The 21,442-nt window shown below is 32.7% G+C and carries 23 protein-coding genes; 12 read left to right on the top strand and 11 right to left on the bottom strand.

Features of this window, described 5'->3' with window-relative positions:
* Positions 1–29: 29 nt before the first annotated feature.
* The 5 genes from BM289_RS14635 to BM289_RS14615 form a co-directional block, all read right to left on the bottom strand.
* A complete protein-coding gene (locus tag BM289_RS14635; RefSeq protein WP_091494796.1) occupies positions 30–347 on the bottom strand; it encodes a hypothetical protein in 318 nt (105 codons plus the stop codon).
* Between the two features lie 89 nt (positions 348–436).
* Positions 437–802 carry a nuclear transport factor 2 family protein gene (locus tag BM289_RS14630; protein ID WP_091494794.1) on the bottom strand — a complete coding sequence of 122 codons (366 nt, stop codon included), beginning with the start codon at positions 800–802 and terminating at the stop codon, positions 437–439.
* Positions 803–818: 16 nt separating this feature from the next.
* Positions 819–2,396, bottom strand: coding sequence for a S41 family peptidase (locus BM289_RS14625; RefSeq protein WP_091494792.1), 1,578 nt, complete (start codon positions 2,394–2,396; stop codon positions 819–821).
* Positions 2,396–2,827 carry a deoxycytidylate deaminase gene (locus BM289_RS14620; RefSeq protein WP_091494790.1) on the bottom strand — a complete coding sequence of 144 codons (432 nt, stop codon included), beginning with the start codon at positions 2,825–2,827 and terminating at the stop codon, positions 2,396–2,398. The genes BM289_RS14625 and BM289_RS14620 overlap by 1 nt, the downstream gene beginning before the upstream one ends.
* Positions 2,828–2,832: 5 nt before the next feature.
* The gene (locus tag BM289_RS14615; protein ID WP_091494788.1) at positions 2,833–3,426 is read right to left on the bottom strand and encodes a HupE/UreJ family protein; all 594 of its coding nucleotides are present in this window, start codon (positions 3,424–3,426) and stop codon (positions 2,833–2,835) included.
* A gap of 171 nt (positions 3,427–3,597) precedes the next feature.
* Here BM289_RS14615 and BM289_RS14610 point away from each other — a divergent pair, with 171 nt between their 5' ends.
* Entirely contained in the window at positions 3,598–4,029 is a 432-nt protein-coding gene (locus tag BM289_RS14610) for a tellurite resistance TerB family protein (protein ID WP_091494786.1), read from the top strand.
* 205 nt (positions 4,030–4,234) lie between these two features.
* Here BM289_RS14610 and fbp read toward each other — a convergent pair whose 3' ends face one another.
* Positions 4,235–5,239 carry a class 1 fructose-bisphosphatase gene (fbp, locus tag BM289_RS14605; RefSeq protein WP_091494784.1) on the bottom strand — a complete coding sequence of 335 codons (1,005 nt, stop codon included), beginning with the start codon at positions 5,237–5,239 and terminating at the stop codon, positions 4,235–4,237.
* Between the two features lie 262 nt (positions 5,240–5,501).
* On the opposite strand from fbp, the gene BM289_RS14600 reads away from it, so the two are divergent.
* Positions 5,502–5,990, top strand: a complete 489-nt coding sequence (locus tag BM289_RS14600) for a GNAT family N-acetyltransferase (RefSeq protein ID WP_091494782.1) — start codon at positions 5,502–5,504, stop codon at positions 5,988–5,990.
* Positions 5,991–6,171: 181 nt separating this feature from the next.
* Positions 6,172–7,431: an aspartate kinase gene (locus tag BM289_RS14595; RefSeq protein ID WP_091494780.1), complete on the top strand. Its 1,260-nt coding sequence runs from the start codon at positions 6,172–6,174 to the stop codon at positions 7,429–7,431.
* Between the two features lie 73 nt (positions 7,432–7,504).
* Here BM289_RS14595 and BM289_RS14590 read toward each other — a convergent pair whose 3' ends face one another.
* Together BM289_RS14590 and BM289_RS14585 are read right to left on the bottom strand one after the other, a co-directional pair.
* Positions 7,505–7,864 carry a helix-turn-helix transcriptional regulator gene (locus tag BM289_RS14590; protein ID WP_091494778.1) on the bottom strand — a complete coding sequence of 120 codons (360 nt, stop codon included), beginning with the start codon at positions 7,862–7,864 and terminating at the stop codon, positions 7,505–7,507.
* Positions 7,865–8,121: 257 nt separating this feature from the next.
* Positions 8,122–8,454: a helix-turn-helix domain-containing protein gene (locus BM289_RS14585; protein WP_091494776.1), complete on the bottom strand. Its 333-nt coding sequence runs from the start codon at positions 8,452–8,454 to the stop codon at positions 8,122–8,124.
* A 426-nt stretch (positions 8,455–8,880) separates the two neighbouring features.
* Between BM289_RS14585 and BM289_RS14580 the strand changes: the two genes are divergently transcribed.
* The 9 genes from BM289_RS14580 to BM289_RS14540 all read left to right on the top strand — a co-directional run bounded on the left by BM289_RS14580 (position 8,881) and on the right by BM289_RS14540 (position 17,729).
* Complete coding sequence (locus tag BM289_RS14580; protein WP_091494774.1) at positions 8,881–9,756, top strand: sporulation delaying protein family toxin; 876 nt, start codon at positions 8,881–8,883, stop codon at positions 9,754–9,756.
* Complete coding sequence (locus BM289_RS14575; protein WP_167365433.1) at positions 9,743–10,324, top strand: SdpA family antimicrobial peptide system protein; 582 nt, start codon at positions 9,743–9,745, stop codon at positions 10,322–10,324. Before BM289_RS14580 ends, BM289_RS14575 begins: the two co-directional genes overlap by 14 nt.
* On the top strand, positions 10,305–11,210 hold the full coding sequence (locus tag BM289_RS14570; protein WP_091494770.1) for a sporulation-delaying protein SdpB family protein: 906 nt from the start codon (positions 10,305–10,307) through the stop codon (positions 11,208–11,210). The genes BM289_RS14575 and BM289_RS14570 overlap by 20 nt, the downstream gene beginning before the upstream one ends.
* Complete coding sequence (locus BM289_RS14565) at positions 11,192–11,635, top strand: DUF1648 domain-containing protein (RefSeq protein ID WP_091494768.1); 444 nt, start codon at positions 11,192–11,194, stop codon at positions 11,633–11,635. Before BM289_RS14570 ends, BM289_RS14565 begins: the two co-directional genes overlap by 19 nt.
* Positions 11,636–11,734: 99 nt before the next feature.
* Positions 11,735–11,965 carry a DUF5808 domain-containing protein gene (locus BM289_RS14560; protein WP_091494766.1) on the top strand — a complete coding sequence of 77 codons (231 nt, stop codon included), beginning with the start codon at positions 11,735–11,737 and terminating at the stop codon, positions 11,963–11,965.
* Between the two features lie 23 nt (positions 11,966–11,988).
* A complete protein-coding gene (locus BM289_RS14555; RefSeq protein WP_091494764.1) occupies positions 11,989–12,198 on the top strand; it encodes a hypothetical protein in 210 nt (69 codons plus the stop codon).
* A gap of 88 nt (positions 12,199–12,286) precedes the next feature.
* Positions 12,287–15,721, top strand: a complete 3,435-nt coding sequence (locus tag BM289_RS14550; RefSeq protein WP_091494762.1) for a porin family protein — start codon at positions 12,287–12,289, stop codon at positions 15,719–15,721.
* 64 nt (positions 15,722–15,785) lie between these two features.
* Entirely contained in the window at positions 15,786–16,340 is a 555-nt protein-coding gene (locus BM289_RS14545; RefSeq protein WP_091494760.1) for a hypothetical protein, read from the top strand.
* 309 nt (positions 16,341–16,649) lie between these two features.
* The gene (locus BM289_RS14540; protein ID WP_091494758.1) at positions 16,650–17,729 is read left to right on the top strand and encodes a glycosyltransferase; all 1,080 of its coding nucleotides are present in this window, start codon (positions 16,650–16,652) and stop codon (positions 17,727–17,729) included.
* Positions 17,730–17,879: 150 nt separating this feature from the next.
* Here BM289_RS14540 and BM289_RS14535 read toward each other — a convergent pair whose 3' ends face one another.
* The 3 genes from BM289_RS14535 to BM289_RS14525 all read right to left on the bottom strand — a co-directional run bounded on the left by BM289_RS14535 (position 17,880) and on the right by BM289_RS14525 (position 21,357).
* On the bottom strand, positions 17,880–19,190 hold the full coding sequence (locus BM289_RS14535; protein ID WP_091494756.1) for a porin: 1,311 nt from the start codon (positions 19,188–19,190) through the stop codon (positions 17,880–17,882).
* A 163-nt stretch (positions 19,191–19,353) separates the two neighbouring features.
* Positions 19,354–20,439 carry a sensor histidine kinase gene (locus BM289_RS14530; RefSeq protein WP_091494754.1) on the bottom strand — a complete coding sequence of 362 codons (1,086 nt, stop codon included), beginning with the start codon at positions 20,437–20,439 and terminating at the stop codon, positions 19,354–19,356.
* A 234-nt stretch (positions 20,440–20,673) separates the two neighbouring features.
* On the bottom strand, positions 20,674–21,357 hold the full coding sequence (locus tag BM289_RS14525) for a response regulator transcription factor (RefSeq protein WP_091494752.1): 684 nt from the start codon (positions 21,355–21,357) through the stop codon (positions 20,674–20,676).
* Positions 21,358–21,442: the final 85 nt, after the last annotated feature.

The following is a 21,442-nucleotide window of genomic DNA, read 5'->3' as shown; positions in this document are numbered from 1 at the left end:
ACTTATATGGTTTATTTTTTAATCTTTGACTATTTTACCGAAACAATTTCTGTTACTTTAATATGGTTTTCGTCATCGGTTTTCCATTTTTCTCCTTTTACAGCAACTACATCTCCAATTTTTAATTGTTTATAGTTTTGAGGCCCGCCAACATTTACAATACTGATTGTGGCGAAATATACTTCTTTAGCATCTGTTGTAATTTTTGCTGTGTAACCGTCTTTTCCTCCTTCTATAGATTCTACTTTTCCTGAAATTGTAGCATTGGAATCATTTTTCATAGTAGTGCAAGAGATTACGAAAGCCATTATAACTGCTAGTAAAGTTATTCTTTTTAGATTTTTCATATATTTTAGTTTAACCGCGAAGTTCGCAAGGGTTTACGCTAGGTTCGCAAAGTTTTATTTTAAGTTTATATTATTTTCTTTTCCAAGATTCATGCCAGCTGAATACAGCTTCCCGCAATAACCTTTAGATTATTTTCAAATTGTTTCCAGACTCTAATATATTTGAAGACGCCGTTTATTGGAGTTGTTTCGTAAAGTCCTTTTAACGAAATGGTAACAGCAACCACAGCAGAATCGTCAATCACATTAATAATTTGATCTGAAGCCTCTAAAAAATCGATTTTCATTTTACCTGACCGATACGTTTCTAAATCGAACGCTTTAGTTATGGTTTGCCCATCCGGTAAATTGAATAATAAATCATCATGAAGCATTTTCTCCAAAACCAAAACATCCGAATTTTTAATTGCAGTCAGAAGTTCTATTTCTGCATCAATTACGGTTTCTATTTTCATTATATAAAAATTGAAGTTATTTCTTTGGATTGAGAATTGTTTTAATCATGGCATCATCTTTTAAGATTACGTCATAATAGTATAATTCTCCAAACAGTTGTCGCGCAAATTCAGCTGTAATATATCGATTTACAAGAGCTTTGGTTTTGTCCAGTTTTAAATCTAAACCAGTCAACAAAATATAATTTTTAAACTTCTTGAAGTACACATCGGAATTCTTCATTTTTGCTAAAAACGTATTGAAATTATCTCCTGCAAAAGCATTTCTGTCTTTGTCTAATTCTTCAAAAACAAAATGACCTACAATTCCGGTCTGCAATAAATAACCCACGTTTTCATTTCCGTGCTCAGCTTCCATCGGAACAAAAACATCAGGAACGATTCCTCCTCCGCCATAAACGATTTTTCCTTTTGGCGTTTTGAATTTTAAAGAATCTGCTACTTTAATACTGTCTTTTGCATACAATTCTCCTGTTGCAATTCTAGACTCAGATTCTTTAAAATATTCTTCGTTTCCTTTTTTATAAGGTTTTTGAATTGATCTTCCGGTTGGCGTATAATAACGGGCTACTGTCAGTCTTACTGCAGATCCGTCATTAAAATCCATTTCGCGTTGTACCAAACCTTTCCCGAAAGAACGACGTCCAACAATTGTTCCGCGGTCATTATCCTGAATCGCTCCAGCTAAAATTTCGCTTGCAGACGCACTGTTTTCATTAATTAAAACATATACTTTTCCAGTTTCAAAACTTCCGGCTTTTGTCGCAAATGTTTTATCAATCGAACCATTTTTGCTTTTTGTAAAAACGATTAATTGTTTGTCTTTCAAAAATTCATCCGCAATGGCGATTGCTTCTTCCATGTAACCTCCGCCATTATCACGAAGATCAATTACTAAAGATTGAATTCCTTTCTGTTTCAGTCTGGTTAAACCTGTTTTAAATTCGTTGAAAGTAGTTTCGGCAAAACGATTTATTTTGATGTAACCGATATTATTTCCAATCAGTAAAGAAGCATCAACACTCTTAATTGGAATAACATCTCTTTTTACTTTAAATTTTAATTTTTTCTGTTCTGATTTTCTAAAAACAGTCAATTCAATTTCAGAGCCCTGCAATCCTTTTAATTTCGAAAACAAACTATCTGAAGGCAATTTTCGACCGTATAATTTAGTTTTTCCGGCATATAAAATTCGATCACCCGATTTTAGTCCCGCTTTCGCTGAAGGACCGTTTTCGATTGGTTTTATAATCGCAACCGAATCTTTATACATATAAAAATTGATTCCGATTCCAACGAAATCCCCTTTCATACTTTCAGCAACCTCAGCTTGTTCGCTTGGCGGAATATAAACCGAATGCGGATCTAATTTGGAAAGTATATTGTCTACTGTAAGATTAACGATAGAATCTGTATTGATGCTATCAACATATTCATTATTGATAAAATCAATCAGTTTGTTGAGTTTGGTTTTAGAGTAATTTTTAGCCAAAAACTGATCATCGGCGGGAGCGTTCATAAGGCTTCCGACAACCGTTCCCAGAGCAAAAGTCGCTCCGATTATTATGGGTAAATATTTCGAATTAAATTTCATTACTCTTCTAAGTCAGGAATATGTTGTACTTCAACACCTGCTTTTATTAAAAATTGAATTCCGGAATCATCACGATATCCATCTTTATACACCACTCTTTTTATTCCAGACTGATGTATTAATTTACTGCATTCCTTACAAGGCGAAAGCGTAATATATAACGTTGCACCTTCGCAAGACTGTGTTGATCTTGCAACTTTCAAGATTGCGTTTGCTTCGGCATGTAAAACATCCCAACGCGTTAAACCTTCTTCGTCTTCACAGCAATTTTCAAATCCGGATGGCGTACCATTGTAGCCGTCAGAAATTATCATTCGGTCTTTTACGATAATAGCGCCAACTTGTTTTCTTTTACAATATGAAAGCTGACTCCACTCTTTTGCAATTCGCAGATACGCTTTATCGTATTTATTCAATTTTTTTACTTCCATTTATTTTATCTGTGCCAAATCGGACTTTCAATAATCATTGGAATTACAACTCCAATAACAAAAGCCGACATTACCAGTGCCCAGTCGCGTTTTGAAAAACGGAAAACTGTCTGCACTATATATGATATTACCAAGACCACAAAAACTACTATTAACTGTGCCGCTTCTATACCTAAAGCAAACTCTCCCAAAGGTAATAATTTTGACGTTGCAGATCCTCCTAATATGGTTTTGAAATAATTGGAGAATCCTAAACCGTGAATAATACCAAAGAATAAAGTTATGAAAAATACCAGATTTACACTATCATTTTTTGAAGTCTTTCCTGCTGTAAATAAATGATATAAAGCTGTTATTAAAATCGTAATCGGTATCAGGAATTCTACAAGATCTACTTTTATTGTGATTATCCCATAAACCGAAAGAATTAAAGCCAATGTATGTCCAATAGTAAATAATGAAACCAACAGAAAAATTCTTTTCCAATCTTTAAACAAATACGGAACTGTTAGGGCGATTAAAAAAAGAACATGATCGTAAGCATGAATATCTAAAACGTGTTTTAATCCTATTTGAAAGTAAATCCAAAATTGTGACATAGGTAATCTATAATTTAAATAATTAGGGGCTGTAAACTTACGATTAATTTTCAGAATTAAAGATTTAGGCTATCAAATCCTTCAAGAAAAATAAGTTAAATTTTATGAGAAATTTAAATTTGTCAAATTAAAATAAGATTTATATTTGCTCGATAAAAACCTTAACTAATTATGGCATTTTCAGAATTATTTGATAACGAATTCAAACAAAGAAACAGAGGTCATTTCTCTGCAATTGTGCGTGTCGCTTTTGCTGACGGGAAAATAACTCCCGAAGAGCAAGAGTTTTTGGACAAGCTTGCTTCAAGATTAGAAATTTCAGAAGACGAGTACAAAGAAATCCTTGCCGATCCTTGGAAACATCCTATAAATCCTCCTTATTTATATACACAGCGTTTAGAGCGTTTGTATGATTTAGCAAGAATGGTCCACGTAGACCATCACTTAGGAGACAAACAAGAAGTAATGTTAGTTCGTATGGGACTAGCTTTAGGTTTTACGCCAGGAAACGTAAACTATATTGTTTCAAAAGCATTATCTCTAGTGGACAAAAAAGTAGATTTAGATACTTTCTTGTTTGAAATGGAGAATATGAATAAATAGTATTCAGTAATCAGTTTTTAGTATTCAGTTTTTTACTGATTCTAAAATTGAAGCTAAACTCAATTATAAACCCGACAGGTTTGAACCTGTCGGGTTTGTTGTTGTTAATCCAGAGTAACTAGAAATCTGAAACAAAAAAAACCTAACAGATTTTAAAAATCTGTTAGGTTATCTAAGACTGAAAACTGAGACCGAGACTGAAAACTTATTCAGCCGCCATAAATTCTTCCGCTTTTTCTACCATATTATAGCTTCCGCAGAAAAATGGAACTCTTTGGTGCAGTTCTGTAGGCTGTATTTCCATGATTCTTTTAAATCCGTCTGTTGCTTTTCCTCCTGCTTGTTCTGCAAGAAATGCCATTGGATTACATTCGTATAATAAACGTAATTTCCCTTTTGGCGCTTTTGAACTTGTTGGATAAATATAAACACCTCCCTTAATCATATTACGATGAAAATCTGCAACCAAACTTCCTATATATCTTGAGGTATAAGGTCTATCCCCTTCTTCACGCTGACAATACTTGATGTAATTTTTTACTCCCTGCGGAAAGTGAACATAATTTCCTTCGTTTACCGAGTAGATATTTCCATTTTCAGGAAATCTCATATTTGGGTGTGAAAGATAAAATGTGCCAATTGCTGGATTTAGTGTAAATCCGTTTACGCCATGTCCTGTGGTATAAACCAACATAGTCGAAGTTCCATAAATTACATAGCCTGCTGCCACTTGATTGATTCCCGGTTGTAAAAAATCCTCGCTAGTTACCGGAGTTCCAATTGGCGTTACTCTTCTAAAAACAGAAAAGATAGTTCCTACCGAAACATTAACATCAATATTTGAAGATCCGTCAAGCGGATCCATTAAGATCACGTACTTATTATTATGACAGTTGTCGCTCCCCTGAACTGTAATATAATCGTCGTTTTCTTCTGAAGCAATACCACAGACAATCTCACGGTTTATTAACGTCTGGATAAATACTTCGTTGGCATAGACATCTAATTTTTGCTGGTCTTCTCCCTGAATATTCTGTTCGCCCGCGGCGCCAATAATATCCACCAAACCCGCTTGGTTTACTTTATGATTGACCACCTTGGCCGCCAATCTAATAGAGTTGATAATTCGCGAGAGCTCTCCCGACGAATACTGAAATGCTTTTTGGTTCTCAATAATAAACTCTCCCAGTGTTTTATTGCGTTCTTCCATTGCTAAATCGTTATAGTTTTATTTTTAAGTCACAAATATCGCTTATTTTGTGAGAATGATTTAAAAATTATTTTGTTAGTTTGCCCTTATTGTATATTTGCTAATATTTTGCGAAAAGCAACTTTTAAAATGATTTTTATTTGATAATAATTAAATAAAAATACGAATACATAAAATTGCTTCTTTCAAATGTTTGTGAAAACAAATTCTACATTAGGAAAAAGCAATACTATAAAGGACAAAAAAATAAAGTTTACCAATTATGAATATTAGAAAAGGAAATCCTGAGGACATGAAATCGGTTTTAGGATTAATTCAGGAGCTGGCAATATTCGAAAAAGAACCTGAAGCTGTAGTGATTACAGAAGAAGATTTAGTTCGTGACGGATTTGGAGAAAAACCGCTTTTTCAGGTTTTTGTGGCGGAGGTTGAAAACGAAGAAAAACAAAAAGAGATTGTTGGAATTGCTTTATACTACTACCGTTATTCTACTTGGAAAGGAAAAACAATCCATCTTGAAGATCTGATTGTAAAAGAAAAAATGCGCGGTACTGGTTTAGGATCGGCACTTTATGCTGAAATCATGAAACAAGGCAAAAAAGACGGAGTTCGAAGAGTAGAATGGAACGTTCTTGCTTGGAATACGCCAGCCGTTAATTTTTACAAAAATTCTGGTGCCAAAATCCTTGACGATTGGCAGGTCGTTCAAATGGATGAAGCGGGAGTTAATGCGTTCTTAGAAAAATTATAAAATTTATTTTGCCACTAATTCCACCAATTTCCACTAATTAATATTCGTGCTAATTCGTGAAATTGGTGGCAAATCGACACAGATTATAAAATCATTTTAATTCTTATAATCTGTGGCAACAAACAAAATACTAGATTTCCTCAAATCTAAAATCTAAAATCTAAAAAATCTAAAATTAAAAATGAGAGTATTTAAATTTGGTGGTGCGTCGGTGAAAGATGCAGATGGAATTAAAAACGTATACGACGTTTTACAAAAAGTGGGGTATGAAGATGTAATATTGGTTGTTTCTGCTATGGGAAAAACAACAAATGCTCTTGAAGTTGTAATTAAGAATTACTTCGAAAAATCAACAGAGCTAAATTCTTCTGTACAAGAAATTAAAAAATACCACAATCAGATCTTATTGGATTTATTCGAAGATGAAAATCATGACGTTTTTGCAGCTGTAAATGCACAGTTTGATGAACTGGAGTACTTTTTAGCTCATAATAAATCTCCAAACTACAATTTCGTTTACGATCAGGTTGTGAGTTTTGGTGAATTGATTTCAACCAATATTTTAAGTCATTATATGAATTTCAGAGGAATTCAGACACAATGGCTTGATGTTCGTAATTTTATCAAAACCAATGCAAATTACAGAGACGCAGAAGTAGATTGGGAAACAACGCAACAAAATATCAGCAAAAATGTGCCAAGAAAACAATTAAACATTACACAAGGTTTTTTAGGTGCCGATGACAATAATTTCACTACAACTCTAGGTCGTGAAGGTTCTGATTATACAGCTGGAATTTTTGCTTACTGCCTAAATGCCGAAAGTGTAACGATCTGGAAAGATGTTCCTGGTGTTATGAATGCAGATCCGCGTTATTTTGAAAATGCAAGTTTGTTAAACCAGATTTCGTATCGTGAAGCTATCGAATTAGCATTTTACGGAGCAACGGTAATTCACCCAAAAACATTACAGCCTTTACAGAAAAAAGAAATTCCTTTGTACGTAAAATCGTTTGTGAATCCTTTATTAAAAGGAACCTGCGTTTCTAAAGGAGTTGATTTGGAACCACAATATCCATGTTTTATTGTAAAAAGGGAACAGCTTTTGATCTCGCTTTCATCAATTGATTTCTCTTTCATTATGGAAGAAAACATCAGTGAGATTTTTGGTTTATTCCACGAGTTTAAAATCAAAGTAAACTTGATTCAGAACTCTGCCATTAGTTTCTCTGTTTGTGTGGAAGATAAATTTGGAAATTTCTCGGAACTGAATGCTATTCTTTCTAAAAAATTCAAAGTGGAATACAGTGAGAATGTAACATTATACACGATTCGTCACTTTACAGAAGAAGCCGCACAAACTGTTGAAGCTAACAAAGAGGTTTTATTGAAACAAGTTAGCCGTGAAACAATGCAGATTGTGACTAAAGAACTTAATTAATATTTATAAAAAGGTAATTATTTCAATTCAAATATATTTATCAAAAGGGCTTCACTTAATTTGTGAGGCCTTTTTAGTTTTGTTTTTTATCTTTATTCAGATACTTAATAATCTTCTTCAAGTCTTTTATTTGTGACTCATATTGTTTTATTATTTTTCTGTAAACATTGATCAGTGCACGCTCGGTCTGGCGTTCCGTATCAAACAAACTCTCGTTTGAATTAAGACCTAATTCTTTTTTTACCAATTCCTCCGGAGCTCTGTCAAATAGTTCACAAATATTCCTAAAATGATTGGCCCAGGAAGCACTGTCACCACGCTCCATTCTGGCGTAAGCAGATTGTGAAATATTTAAATGATCAGCAACCTGTTCCTGTGACATGTTTTTAGACTTACGCAACATTTTTAAATTATTTCCTACTATTTTATTCATATTTTATATGTTTTTACAAATATAAACACAGGAAATATCTTATAATTATTCGATTTTAGGTTTTTATTACCCTTTTATAGGGTAATGGATTTAAATTGATTTGTTTGAAGATTGTGATTACATTTAGTATCATCAATTTCAATTCTTATTTTTTTTAATTATTCGTTTTGGCATGGAATTTTAAAAGACAATCAAAACTAAAATGATCAAAAAAGATTCTGTTAATTGATAAAGCTGTTTTTATTTAGTTTTCTCACTTATTTTCCAAGACTTTTCATTATAATTTTTAAGTCTTTAATTTTAAGTTTATAGTGTTTAATTATTTTTCTGTAATCGCTATATGTTGCCTGTTCTGTATTGATTATGTTTTCGTAAGCAGAGTCCCCTATTTCTTTCCTCACTAATTCTTCCGGAGCTATTTCAAAAACTTCACAAATTTTATTAAAATGATTGGCCCAAGAAGTACTTTCACCTCGTTCCATTCTGGCATATGCTGATGGAGAAACATTTAAATAATCTGCTACTTCTTCCTGAGATAAATTTTTAGCCTTACGTAATATTCTTAGTTTATTTCCTACAATTCTATTCATGTATGCAATTTTAACCGCAATAAACGTAAGAAATATTTTGCAATAATTTGAAATTATTTTTTAAATAACCGATTTTCGGTTGAGACTTTTTTTTAATCCCTTGTAAGTTTGTAAGTAAAATTAATTCAAAATATTAATCAATAAAATTTAAATCATTATGAAAAAAATATTCAGGCTCTTTTTATTGGCAAGCACTATGAGTCTTCTTTGTGATATCTTTTTTAACATCTTTCCACAAAATGTAAGGAAGGTAAATTTTTGGATTTTAGTAACGGTCTGTTTATACTTTCACTTTAAGTTAAAATTAAATAAGAAAAAAATCCACAAAATTTAGTGTTGAGTAAATTTTATACTCATGAATGTCTGCTATACAAAATTAGAGCTTGAAGTCTATAAAATCAATAACATAACTTAACATAATTAACCATGAAATTAATAAAAAAAAACTTATCTAAAATAGCTTTCGTTTTGTCCCTTAATTTTTTGTTTGTAAGCTGTAGCCAATATGAAATAAATGAATCTGGCAAAGAAAATGTTGTTAAATATAGCGATGTAGAACTTTTTAAATCTATTTTCTTTGGGATTGGAGAGTTTGCATCCAAAATTGACCAGCTAAAAACTAATGTGCAATTAATAGATAATCTTAAAAATGATCAAAGAACAGAAATGCTAAATAAGCTGGACATTCTTATAAAGGAAATCAATACAAAAAACCCAAGTTTCTTACCAGAATTTAAAGAACTAATTACAAGTGGAGATCAGAGAAAAGTGCAAATTGCGATTGAAGCTGGCTCTACAATGATTAAAGAAAATTTTGAGGTAATATTTCCTGATCTAAAGCAGGTATTTCAAAAGGTCAAATCGGATATTCATACTGGTAAACTTAAAATAAGCCAAAAAGACGATTTCAAAACCTACATGGAAACATTTCAGAATGAACTTGAAAAGGGAGAATATAACAGTTTACTCAGAAAAAACATGATTACGGATGATGGTGATGAGTATATCGTTCCTTGTACATGGGCAGTGGCTTGCGTAATTTATTTTGCATTAGCAGCACATAATACGATCGCAATTACAGCCTTGATTTATTTTAAGGCTGCATTTTATGGCCCTTACATTGATAATGCCAGTCAGGTTTCATATGATGGCACAATAGATTATGGTTTAGATTATACTGGGATGGATTATATAGGGCCAGACGATATAACACCTGGACCAATTTTCATAGATCCTGAGGAAGCTAATTTAAGGACGGAAACATTAGTTAATGAAATTGCTGAGTATTATGTGGACAAATAAATTATTTCAGGGCAAAAGTTATTTTTTAACCTTTGCCTTCTGCTCCATTTTTACGTTCGCATTTATTTCAGGGGTGTTTCTGTATACTGTGCGCGAGAATCCAATAAAATTAAATATTAATTTAGAAAATAAACTTTTCACTTTTGTTCCTCAGGGTTGGGCTTTTTTTACAAGAAACCCAAGAGAGGCTCAAATTGTAATTTATCAAAAAAAAAGCGATAATAGATTTGAAGAAATTTCACAAAGGCATTCATCCTATCATAACATATTTGGACTTAAAAGAACAGCATCAAAAGTAATGTCCGAACTACAGTTTGTAAAAAGGAAAATAAATGACAGCCTATATCAGAATACGATGTGGAGCTATCAAAGAGAATTATACTCTAAAGTGTCTTTAAAATCAATTACAGTTCAAAATCAGATAAAAGACCCTATACTATGTGGTGAATATATAGTAGTTTATCAAAAGGCTGTGCCTTGGGCTTGGAGCAGATCATTAGATAGAATAAAAATGCCTGCAAAAATAATCCGTTTAAATATAAAATGTAATGATAGAGAAAATAAATGAGCGGATTAAAACCTTATGTTTAAAGCTTTTTCCATATACAAATATTGTGGGTCTTGCAAGAAGTATTGTTGCCTTTGGAACTTTACTCACTTTAATAGCAAATCCTATTAGCATCTTATTTCATAAAAAAATTGATGGCACAATAATAAACCCTTTACTAAATCCAGTATTGCCTGTAAACAAATACAATTTTTTTACCTTGCTCGGTTTTGATAACATTATTTATATGAAGGGATTGGCAATTTTTATCCTATTAATAACAATTTCAGGTTATTTCATAAAAATCACTTCGGTGCTTCATTGGTGGATTAGCATAAGTTTTCTTTATTTTTCATCTGTAATAGATGGAGGGGATCAGATTGCATCTATTTTAAGTTTCTTATTAATACCTTTTTGTTTGACCGACCCAAGAAAAAATCATTGGAAACATGTGGCACCAAACAATTCTGCCAAAAACATAATAGGTTTGTTTTCAATCTGGATAATACGGATTCAGGTTGCAATCATATACTATCATGCTTCGTTTGGTAAGCTAACAGTAGCAGAATGGGTAAATGGTACAGCAATCTATTATTGGTTCAACCATAGTGTTTTCGGAATGCCAACCGGTATTTCAACATGGATGAACCAACTATTAAGTATCCCTGTAATTGTCTCATTGCTGACCTATGGAACTATTGTCCTTGAAATTTTATTATTTTTAGGTTTAACAGCATCTGTAAAATATCGCAAAGCAATCCTTTGTGCTGGAATCATATTTCATCTTTTTATAATAATTTATCACGGTATATTTTCATTTTTCTTTTCAATCTGTGCTGCTTTGATATTGCTTCTTTATCCAACTTATCAATCTATAAATTTTAAATTATGGTGTCTAAAAAAATAATAATACTTTATCTAATTGCTCTGTCAATATTTTCAATCTATATTCTTTTACTTTTCAGTAATTATTCAGAGATTCCTGAAACTGTTGCATCTCATATAGATATAACGGGAAAAGTGGATGGTTATAGCCATAAGAATTCATTATGTATTTCTTCTATAGTTAATCTGTTTATACTTGTTTTTCTGGGACTTCTAATAAAAAACCCAAAATATGCCAATTACCCCGTGGAGCTTACAGATGAGAATAGAGAAAATGTATATAAAAAAATGCAGTTATTTTTAGTTGTAATTGCAATTATTACCACATTGGTTTTTTCTTATATGATATTTAAGGCTATTGGTTTAGAAAAGAATTATATATATCTGATTATATATGTAATAACAGTACCCATATTTACAATTATTTATTTTGGAAGAAGCAAATAATCTGATAACAATAAGATATGATTGAATGTTTATTTGAAGTTTTTCCTAGGGTATCAACGAGGATGGAAAATCTTGCACTAATTTTGTATAATAAATAAAATGAAACATTTCCAAAAGCCAACAGAAGAAGAAAAAGACAATTGGAGCCACAATCCAGACAATTGGATTTGGGGACTTTTCTATTATAATCCAAAAGACAAAAGAATGTTTCCGCCAAAAAGGATAAAAGAAATGGGATGGACTATAAATTTTGCCAATCCCAATTCGGTTTTTCTTTGTGTCATTATGATTCTCATTTTAATGATTTTGTGTGAAAGCGTAAAAAGATAAATTATACTACTAATTACAATTATATGGTAGCTCGAAAAAAATTCGTAATTATTTTTTTAATTCTTGTTCTATTATTCATTGGCTTTGATTTAGCTCCCTTGCTTCAAAAGGAAAGTTTAAAAGAAATTTCATTTTCGGATTTTAGATTATCCATTGGACCATTTTTATCCGGTATTGCTGTTTTTATGAGTTACAGAGCAGGAATCAAAAAAGATAGAAACCTCACTGAATAAACTATTCCTTCATGTCAAAAACACAAAATAACGTTTCCAGTTTTCCCAATTATAAATACTACTTTTGACTTTTGAGAGTTAAGGTAGTATGTTGAAAAAATTATTGTTTTTGACGGTTTTCATTTGGTTTTCGGCCCTTCAGGCTCAGGAAACTGAATCGTTATACAAAACCAAAAAAATAATAAGTACAAAAGACACGATTCGGATTGAAAATGTCAGTATCAATTCCGGTTTCTTTCAGCTTTTAAATACTAAAAAAGAACCTATAGATTCTTCATTTTATAAAATTGATTTCCAAAAAGGCTTTTTACTTTTAAAGGAAAACTTCTCTTCGACTTCCGACACTTTAATTGTCAATTACCTCAAATATCCAGATTTCTTAACCAAAGAATACAGTCTTTATAAATCGGAACAAATTGTAAACAGCGATGTTGGAACCGAAAAATTATACCGAATCGATAATAATGCCAACGCGAAAAAAGTAACTCCTTTTGACGGATTAAATACTTCTGGAAGCATCACACGAGGAATCACTATCGGAAATAATCAGAGTACGGTTTTAAATTCTAATTTGGATTTACAGATTACAGGAAAAATTTCAGATAAAGTCAGCTTACGTGCTTCGCTTCAGGACAATAATATTCCGTTACAGGATGGCGGTTATTCTCAAAAACTGGATCAGTTTGACAATATTTTCATGGAACTTTTTAGTGACGATTGGAGCATTCGCGCAGGCGACGTCTTTTTAGAAAACAGGAAAACCCAATTCATGAATTTCAATAAAAAGGTACAAGGATTGACAGCCAGTTTTGATTTTGATACTGAAAAAAGTAAGACCAATGTCTTTGCTTCTGTTGCTTTTGTAAAAGGACAATATGCCAAAAGTACTTTTACAGGTCAGGAAGGAAATCAGGGTCCGTATAAATTGAAAGGACAAAATGGCGAATTGTACGTTTTGGTAATTTCAGGTTCTGAAAGGGTTTATGTAAATGGTGTTTTATTGAAACGTGGCGAAAACAATGATTATGTCATTGATTATAATGCCGGAGAAATTGTATTTACTTCGCTTTTTACCATTACTTCAGAAATGAGGATTAATGTTGAATATCAATATTCGGAACGAAATTACAATCGTCTTGTAACTTATGCGGGCGCGACTCATGAAAATAAAAAATGGAGTTTTGGTGGTTACTTGTATTCTGAAAATGATTTGAAAAATCAGCCTTTACAGCAGAATCTTTCTCCGGAACAAGTTCAGATTTTAAGTGAAGCTGGCGACGACACTAATTTAATGAAAGCGCCTTCTGCTTACGAAGATAAATATGCAGACAATAAAATCTTGTACAAAAAAATCCTTATTAATTCAGTTGAAGTTTACGAATATTCGAATAATCCTCAAGATGTTTTGTACAATGTAAGATTTAGTCAGGTTGGAGCCAATGCGGGAAATTATATCATTCAAAACAACAATTCGGTTGAGCGTATTTATCAATATGTTGAACCAATAAATGGTATTTTACAGGGAAATTACGAGCCCATTGTACAACTTGTGGCACCAATGAAACTTCAGGTTGCTACTTTTTTAGGAAAATACAATCCGAATGAAAAAACTTTGGTTGATTTCGAATTAGCAGTAAGCAATAACGATCAAAACTTATTTTCTACGATTGATGATGCTAATAATGAAGGTGTGGCTTTTAAAACCAATCTAAAAAAACGTCTTTTTTCCCGAAGCTGGAGTTTAGATGCTTTTGCCAATTATCAATATGTACAGCAGGATTTCAAATCTATTGAACGTTTGTATAATATCGAGTTTAATCGCGACTGGAACTTAACCGGAACACTTTTAGGCAATCAGAGTCTTTTGGTTACGGGTTTCAATTTTAATTTATTTTCTAAAAAGAAAACTTCAAACATCGGTTTGGTTACGTACCAGTTTGAGAAATTGGATTTCAGCGAAAGTTATACAGGTTCCAGACATACAACTTCGGCTTTATTCAAAATAAAAAAATGGACAATCGAGAACAACGGAAGTTTTTTGAATTCTGATGCAACGGCTTCGACTTCAAAATTTATCCGAAACCAAACCAGAACAAAATATCATTTTGGAAAAAATTGGGTTGGAGGAACTTTCCAACTTGAAGACAATCAGGAAAAGGATAAAGTCACCAATCAATTTTCCACTTTAAGCCAGCGCTTTTCAGAATATGGCGTTTTTACCGGACGAGGCGACAGTACAAAAGTGTTTGTTGAAGTTGGTTATCTGCAAAGACGAAATGATAGTTTGCAAAACGGATTATTACAGCATGTCAATAATTCGCAAACCTATTATTTAAAATCCAAACTAATCCAGAATAAAACAACCGATTTGGCAGTTTATGCGAGTTATCGAAATTTGGATTTTACAGATAATACCCGAAAAAATGAACCATCATTAAACTCAAGAGTTTTATATAATGATCGTTTTTTTAATCAGTTACTGCAGATTGGAACTACTTACGAAACCAGTTCAGGAACCATTGCACAACAAGAATTCACTTATGTAGAAGTACCAACTGGACAAGGTGTTTACACTTGGAATGATTATAACGGCAACGGAATTCAAGAATTACAAGAATTTGAAATTGCCGTTTTTCAGGATCAGGCCAAATACGTGAGAATCTTTCTTCCGAATCAGATTTACATTAAAACCAATCAGAATAAGTTTTCACAGTCTTTGACATTGAATCCGTTGCAATGGCAAAATGAAAAAGGTCTCAAGAAATTGTTGTCTTATTTCTACAATCAGACTTCTTTTATAATGGATCGAAAAGTAAAAAGCGAAGGCGAAAAACTAGAATTGAATCCGTTTAATTCTTCGGAAGAAAACATTTTAGGGTTGAATTCGAGTTTCAGAAACAGCTTATTTTACAACCGCGGCCGTCAGAAACATTCGGTTACCTATTCTTATCTTGTCAATAAAGGAAAAAGTCTACTTTCTATTGGTTCACAAAATGTGAGTAATTATTCACATCAAATTCAATACACTCATTTGTATCAGAAAAGCTGGCTGTTCAATTTCTTTACCAAAACCATTAAAACCGATTTAGTTTCGGAAGATTTTGAGGAGAAAAACTATGATATTAATGGATGGCAACTGGCACCAAAAGTGAGTTATTTGTTTTCTAAAAACACCAAGCTGGATTTCTTTTATGAACTTCAGAACAAGAAAAATCAAATAGGCAATTTTGAAACTTTAAAACAAAACCGCATCGGAACATCATTTTCTTATGCCGGCGAAAAGAAAGTAACCGTAAACGGAGAATTTTCTTTTTATGAAAATAAATTTAACGGAAATGAATTCTCATCTGTTGGTTTCCAAATGCTGGAAGGACTTCAGGCAGGATCCAATTTGGTCTGGAAACTGCTTTTGCAAAAGAACATTACATCCTTTTTAGATGTTAATTTAAACTATCTGGGGCGTAAAAGCGAAACAGGAAATACGATTCATACGGGTAATATTCAGCTTCGCGCATATTTTTAACGCACTGCGAAAAAGGTGACAAAAAATTGTTTAACTTTAATTGAAAATTTAAACGTATAACCTTATGAAAAAATTAGTATTAACCTGTTTATTAGCTATTTTCTCAGCTAATTTCTACGCCCAGGAAACAACTGCAAAAGTGGCGAAAAGTAAAACAGAAGCTTCGGCAAAAAAAGCAAAAGCAAGTGCAGATAAAGCTTCGGCTGATGCCAAAAAAGAAGCCACAAAATCTAAAAAAGCAGCAGATGATGCCAAAGCAACAACATCTAAAGCGAAGAAAGAATCTGCTGATGCAGCCAAAAAAACGGCCGACAAAGAAGCTACAAAAGCAAAAGCTGACGCTAAAAAAGCAACAGCGGCATCTGACAAAGCTAAAAGCACAGCAGACAAAGCTAAAGCCGATGCTAAAAAAACAACCGCTAAAGCTGATAACGCAAAGAAAGACGCTACAGCAGCTAAAAAATCTGCCACAAAAACTTTAAAGGAAACAAACGAAAAAGCACCGTCTGTTCCAGATAAAGTTACTGGGGAATACAACGGTAAAAAAGTATACACTGGACCAAGAGGCGGTAAATATTACATTAACAAAAATGGTAATAAAACGTATATTCAGGATTAATTTTAAGATGCTGAGTTACTAAGATGCTAAGGCTCTGAGACATTCTTGGAACGCTCTATTTAAAACCGAACATTAGTTCGGTTTTTTTTATTTTGCAACTAAACCTACAAATTTCCTTATTAAAGTCATTTCAAAAAATCGAAAATTACTTAACATAGAGATAATCTTATTTGATAAAACAAAATTATTTTTGAAACACCCCTATAAATTTCCAGTGTTTATGAGAATATAGAGTTAATAATTTAGTAATACCCTCGAAATAACATCCAAAACATATTTCTTTATCTTCGTTTTTAAAAAGTATTAAAAATGAGCATTGATTATTCTGCGAATAAAACTATTTTAGTCGCTCCATTAAATTGGGGTCTTGGCCATGCAACTCGTTGTATTCCTATTATAAAGGCGCTTCAGGAGAATAATTATATTCCGATTATTGCCTCAGACGGAGTTGCTCTGGCTTTATTGCGAAAAGAATTTCCTTATATACAGACTTTAGAACTTCCTTCTTATCATATTGAATATGCAAAGAATGGAAAAAACTTTAAATGGAAGCTGATCAAAAACCTTCCTAAAATGATTACTGCCATTTTGGATGAGAAAAAAATGGTCAATACCTGGATTAAAAAACATGGAATTGATGGTATTATTTCTGATAATAGATTGGGGGTTTTCAGTAAAAAAGTACCATCCGTTTTTATGACGCATCAGTTAAACGTGATGACCGGAAATACGACTTGGTTTACAAGTATATGCCATCAGAAAATCATCAAAAAATATACGGAATGCTGGGTTCCTGATACCAATGACGAAGTAAATCTTACTGGAGAGTTAGGTCATTTGAAAACCGACGAACTAAATTTAAGATATATTGGTCCGCTAAGCCGAATGCGAAAAAAAGACACTCCAAAAATATATGACCTTATGATTATATTATCTGGCCCAGAACCGCAACGTACTTTCTTAGATGAAAAACTACAGAAAGAGGCGGCAAAATATCCAGGCAAAGTGGTTTTTGTTCAAGGGATTGTAGATAAATCTCAAGAAAAATGGCAGGCTGGAAATGTTACCTATTATAATTTTATGAATTCGAAACAGCTGGAACAAACCTTTAACGAAAGTGAATTTGTGCTTTGTCGCTCGGGTTACACCACTGTAATGGATTTGGCTAAATTGGGCAAAAAAGCTTTTTTTATTCCTACTCCGGGACAATACGAACAGGAATATCTTGCTGTAAAACTTCAGGAAGAAAATTTGGTTCCTTATGCAATGCAAGATGACTTTACTATTGAAGATTTATCAAAAGTAAAGGCTTTTAAAGGACTATCTCAATTTGAAAACAACATTGATTGGGATTCTTTATTTAAGGTTTTTGAAGACAAAACTGCATAATTGCCGCAAACTAGTTTGGCTAAAGCCTTATTACTACAATAAAAAAAACCTCCAGCTAAAGCTGGAGGCAATTGAATTTTTTCTCAAATAAAAAATCAGTTTTTATCCGCGTCTTCGCAAAAGCGAATCTGTTTTATCTGCGTACTGATTTTAGAAATTAAACTGAGCTTGTAATCTTAGCACATTTCCTTGTTGTCTGTTTATTGGAAGCGCGCTGTCTTCGAAAGTTCTGTCTGCCACTACATATTCTGCTGTCAACTCAAAAGCTTTGATTGGTTGCCATTCGATACCAAATTCGTAATCTCTTACGACATAACTTCTGGCGTCTTTCTCATATTTTTTACCTCCGTCATAATATTGAAATTTGGCGAAAGGATAAATACGCTGTTTTTTAATATCCCATTTATAGTTCAATAAAACGTAACCTCCGTTCAAGTCCGTTTCATCAACTGATTTAGTTGCTGTATTGTAACGAGGACCTTTTCCAATATTGTATTCTGTCTGAATTCCAAAAGGCCTTGGATATAAAACAAATGTGGCTCCAACTCTCTGATCTTTTATATATTGCGGATCATTTACCGTAACACCCGAAGAAATTTCTCCAGTAAAAGCCCATTTTCCTGTGTAAGCCTGAATTCCAGGTTCAATAATCTGGCTTCCAATTACGAATGGATATGTAACTCTTGTAACTACATTTAGATCTCGGTTTCCATCTAACTTATTCGCAATTTGTCCGTTGTAAACTCCAAAAGCAAAAACTCCAAAATCTCCAGAACCTTTGTAACCATCTTTTACCAGCATTTCAAAGCGTTTTCTTATTTCGGCTGGAGCCCAATAAAAAAAGATTCCCAAGTCACGTTCGTTTAATATAGAACTGTTAATCGCATCAGAACGGTCCATAGTTAAACGTTGCGAGCTTGACTGCATATTTTCGAATCCGTACGGAATTTTACTTTGCCCAACACGAACACGATATTCTCTTAGCTTATCAAAAGAAAGATCAAAATACAAATCACGAATCTGAACAAAGTTCTGAATTCCTGTACTTGGTGAACTAGCAAAGTCTGGCTGGAAATAGAAAAATACATTGGGATGAACTTGTCCTGAAAACACTAAACGTGCACGACGAATAAAAAGTCCGTTGTTTGCTTTGGCATCTGGAGCTGTAGAAGTTGTTCCCCAAGATTTATCACATTGTTCGCAGGAAACTTTATCATTTGTAGAAAAAAGACCGTTGTATCGAATTTGTGCATAACCCCTTAACGAGATTCTATCATACCAATGCTCTTCAATTCCTCCTCCGGATTTAGTGTCCGGAAGTTTCGCTTTGTTGATAGAATCTAAAATACGCATTACTTCGTTTTTTACATCCTGCTTATTTAATTCTTGTTTATTTGGTTCCTGCGCATTAGCAGCGAAGGTTAACAGTAATAAAACTGCTAATAAGTTTCTTTTTATCATTAGTTCTCTAAATCCCTTAAATTCAGGATGCAAAGATGGAGCACCTATGTTAAGAAATCATTAACCAGATGTTACTATAATAAAAATTTAATGTTACGACCTAAAACCAAATGTTTATTTATCGTTAAACCTCTTTGTTTTAGGGCATTCAGCTAAAACATCATTACGATTTTTTAACATCCGCTTTTTGGTTTTTAAATGCTTTTTCAAGCGTAAAAGAGAATTCTGAGCCAATTCCGAACTCACTTTCTACATAAACCTTCTCTTTATGTGCCTCAATAATATGCTTTACAATCGCCAAACCTAAACCAGAACCTCCTTCAGAACGTGTTCCGCTTTTGTCAACACGATAGAAACGTTCAAAAAGTCTTGGAATGTTTTGTTTTTCAACTCCTTCTCCGTTATCACTAATACGAATTAAGACTTTTTTCTTCGTTAAATTTACCACACCAACTTCTGTTAAACCGCCTTCTTTTCCGTATTTAATAGAATTGACAATCAGGTTTTCTAAGACTTGTTGAATTCTATCTTGATCTCCGCGAATAATCACAGACTGCACATTTTTACTTTCAAAAGCCAGTTTGATTTTCTTTTTATCGGCTTTCATTTCCAATAAATCAAAAACATTTTGGATTAATTCGACAATATCAAAATCGGTCATATTTAAGTTTAAATCACCCGATTCCAATTTGGTAATCATATCCAGATCTTCCACTATATAAATCAAACGCTCTACTCCTTTTTCGGCACGTTTTAAATATTTTTTTCTGATATTTTTATCATCCATTGCACCGTCAAGCAAAGTCGAAACATAACCTTGAACGGTAAATAAAGGCGTTTTCAATTCGTGCGAAACGTTTCCTAAAAACTCTCTTCTGTATTGTTCACGAATTTCTAACATTTCGATTTCCAGTTTTTTATCGGTTGCAAACTTTTTCACTTCGCGTGACAGCGTTTCCATATCCGTATTAATGGGCTGATTGATCAAAGTGGTAGATTCTAACAACGAAACCTCATCGTAAATTTTCTTCACCCTTCGATAAATGAAACGCTCTACCCGATATTGTAAAACCAAAAAAGAGAAAATATAAATGACTATAATGAAAATTATTCCAAATGCAACTTGATGCTGTAATTGATTTTTATAAAATAAAGACATTAACATCAGTACAAATGCGGTAGTAAAGAGACTTATATACAAAGCCGATTTTATGGCAAACTTGTATGTTTTTTTAAAATTAATTTTCATTGAAAAATTGAACCATTAAGATATTAAGAAAATTAAGTTTTGTTTTTAGCTATTTTTTTGAGCAAATCAAAAACCATATAAGAAAATGAAGATTATAGAACTTCAATTCTTATATGGTTTAAATGTATTGAATATTTTTCAAAGAATTTGAATGGATTTAAATCTTCACCAAAATCCCAAAGAGTCTTAGCAACTTAGCACCTCAGAATCTTAGCATCTTAGCATCTTAAAAACTTAAACTTCAAATTTATAACCAACACCTTTTATGGTTTTAAAAAGGTCTTCGCCTATTTTTTCGCGTAGTTTTCTAATGTGAACATCAATTGTTCTTCCTCCAACCACAACTTCGTTACCCCAAACTTTATCAAGGATTTCGTCTCTCTTGAAAACTTTCCCTGGTTTAGAAGCCAACAAATAAAATAATTCGAATTCTTTTCTTGGTAAAGCAATTTCTACATTGCCTTTTATGATTTTGTATTCTTCACGGTTAATTTCGATTCCGCCAACATTTAAAGTATCTGTAGTAACTTCTTGTTCTTTTAACCTTCTTAACAGAGCCTTTACTTTAGAGACCAATAATTTTGGTTTAATTGGCTTTGTAATATAGTCATCAGCACCAGCGTCAAAACCAGCTACTTGCGAGTAATCTTCACTTCTTGCTGTAAGGAATGTTATGATAACATTATTTAGTTCAGGAATTTTTCTGATGTGCTCGCATGCCTCCATGCCGTCCATTTCTGCCATCATCACGTCCATAATAATTAATTCCGGCAATTCTTTCTGAGCTTTAGCTATAGCATCTTTTCCATTAGAAGCAGTAACAATTTGGTAGCCTTCCTGAGCAAGGTTATAGCCAACGATTTCTAAGATATCTGGTTCGTCGTCAACTAATAAAATCTTAGTTTGTGTTTTTTTCATAAATAGCAAAAATTGAGATTTTTACATCAAATCTTTTTTAATTATTTATCCGATGTTTTTTATTTCACGGGGTAAATATAGTAAC

The sequence above is a fragment of the Flavobacterium phragmitis genome (assembly GCF_900112575.1).
Taxonomy (GTDB): domain Bacteria; phylum Bacteroidota; class Bacteroidia; order Flavobacteriales; family Flavobacteriaceae; genus Flavobacterium; species Flavobacterium phragmitis.
Note: the sequence above shows the minus strand (reverse complement) of the source record. Positions and strands in the feature narration are given on the sequence as shown.

Bases quoted from the DNA above. Each gene is read 5' to 3' on its own strand.
- BM289_RS14525 (WP_091494752.1), bottom strand. From the start codon at position 21,357: ATGAAAAAAACACAAACTAAGATTTTATTAGTTGACGACGAACCAGAT.
- BM289_RS14535 (WP_091494756.1), bottom strand. From the start codon at position 19,190: ATGATAAAAAGAAACTTATTAGCAGTTTTATTACTGTTAACCTTCGCT.
- BM289_RS14555 (WP_091494764.1), top strand. From the start codon at position 11,989: ATGGTAGCTCGAAAAAAATTCGTAATTATTTTTTTAATTCTTGTTCTA.
- BM289_RS14595 (WP_091494780.1), top strand. From the start codon at position 6,172: ATGAGAGTATTTAAATTTGGTGGTGCGTCGGTGAAAGATGCAGATGGA.
- BM289_RS14610 (WP_091494786.1), top strand. From the start codon at position 3,598: ATGGCATTTTCAGAATTATTTGATAACGAATTCAAACAAAGAAACAGA.
- BM289_RS14615 (WP_091494788.1), bottom strand. From the start codon at position 3,426: ATGTCACAATTTTGGATTTACTTTCAAATAGGATTAAAACACGTTTTA.
- BM289_RS14575 (WP_167365433.1), top strand. From the start codon at position 9,743: ATGTGGACAAATAAATTATTTCAGGGCAAAAGTTATTTTTTAACCTTT.
- BM289_RS14635 (WP_091494796.1), bottom strand. From the start codon at position 347: ATGAAAAATCTAAAAAGAATAACTTTACTAGCAGTTATAATGGCTTTC.
- BM289_RS14630 (WP_091494794.1), bottom strand. From the start codon at position 802: ATGAAAATAGAAACCGTAATTGATGCAGAAATAGAACTTCTGACTGCA.
- BM289_RS14590 (WP_091494778.1), bottom strand. From the start codon at position 7,864: ATGAATAAAATAGTAGGAAATAATTTAAAAATGTTGCGTAAGTCTAAA.
- BM289_RS14530 (WP_091494754.1), bottom strand. From the start codon at position 20,439: ATGAAAATTAATTTTAAAAAAACATACAAGTTTGCCATAAAATCGGCT.
- BM289_RS14600 (WP_091494782.1), top strand. From the start codon at position 5,502: ATGAATATTAGAAAAGGAAATCCTGAGGACATGAAATCGGTTTTAGGA.
- fbp (WP_091494784.1), bottom strand. From the start codon at position 5,239: ATGGAAGAACGCAATAAAACACTGGGAGAGTTTATTATTGAGAACCAA.
- BM289_RS14560 (WP_091494766.1), top strand. From the start codon at position 11,735: ATGAAACATTTCCAAAAGCCAACAGAAGAAGAAAAAGACAATTGGAGC.
- BM289_RS14540 (WP_091494758.1), top strand. From the start codon at position 16,650: ATGAGCATTGATTATTCTGCGAATAAAACTATTTTAGTCGCTCCATTA.
- BM289_RS14585 (WP_091494776.1), bottom strand. From the start codon at position 8,454: ATGAATAGAATTGTAGGAAATAAACTAAGAATATTACGTAAGGCTAAA.
- BM289_RS14570 (WP_091494770.1), top strand. From the start codon at position 10,305: ATGATAGAGAAAATAAATGAGCGGATTAAAACCTTATGTTTAAAGCTT.
- BM289_RS14620 (WP_091494790.1), bottom strand. From the start codon at position 2,827: ATGGAAGTAAAAAAATTGAATAAATACGATAAAGCGTATCTGCGAATT.
- BM289_RS14625 (WP_091494792.1), bottom strand. From the start codon at position 2,396: ATGAAATTTAATTCGAAATATTTACCCATAATAATCGGAGCGACTTTT.
- BM289_RS14565 (WP_091494768.1), top strand. From the start codon at position 11,192: ATGGTGTCTAAAAAAATAATAATACTTTATCTAATTGCTCTGTCAATA.
- BM289_RS14545 (WP_091494760.1), top strand. From the start codon at position 15,786: ATGAAAAAATTAGTATTAACCTGTTTATTAGCTATTTTCTCAGCTAAT.
- BM289_RS14550 (WP_091494762.1), top strand. From the start codon at position 12,287: ATGTTGAAAAAATTATTGTTTTTGACGGTTTTCATTTGGTTTTCGGCC.
- BM289_RS14580 (WP_091494774.1), top strand. From the start codon at position 8,881: ATGAAATTAATAAAAAAAAACTTATCTAAAATAGCTTTCGTTTTGTCC.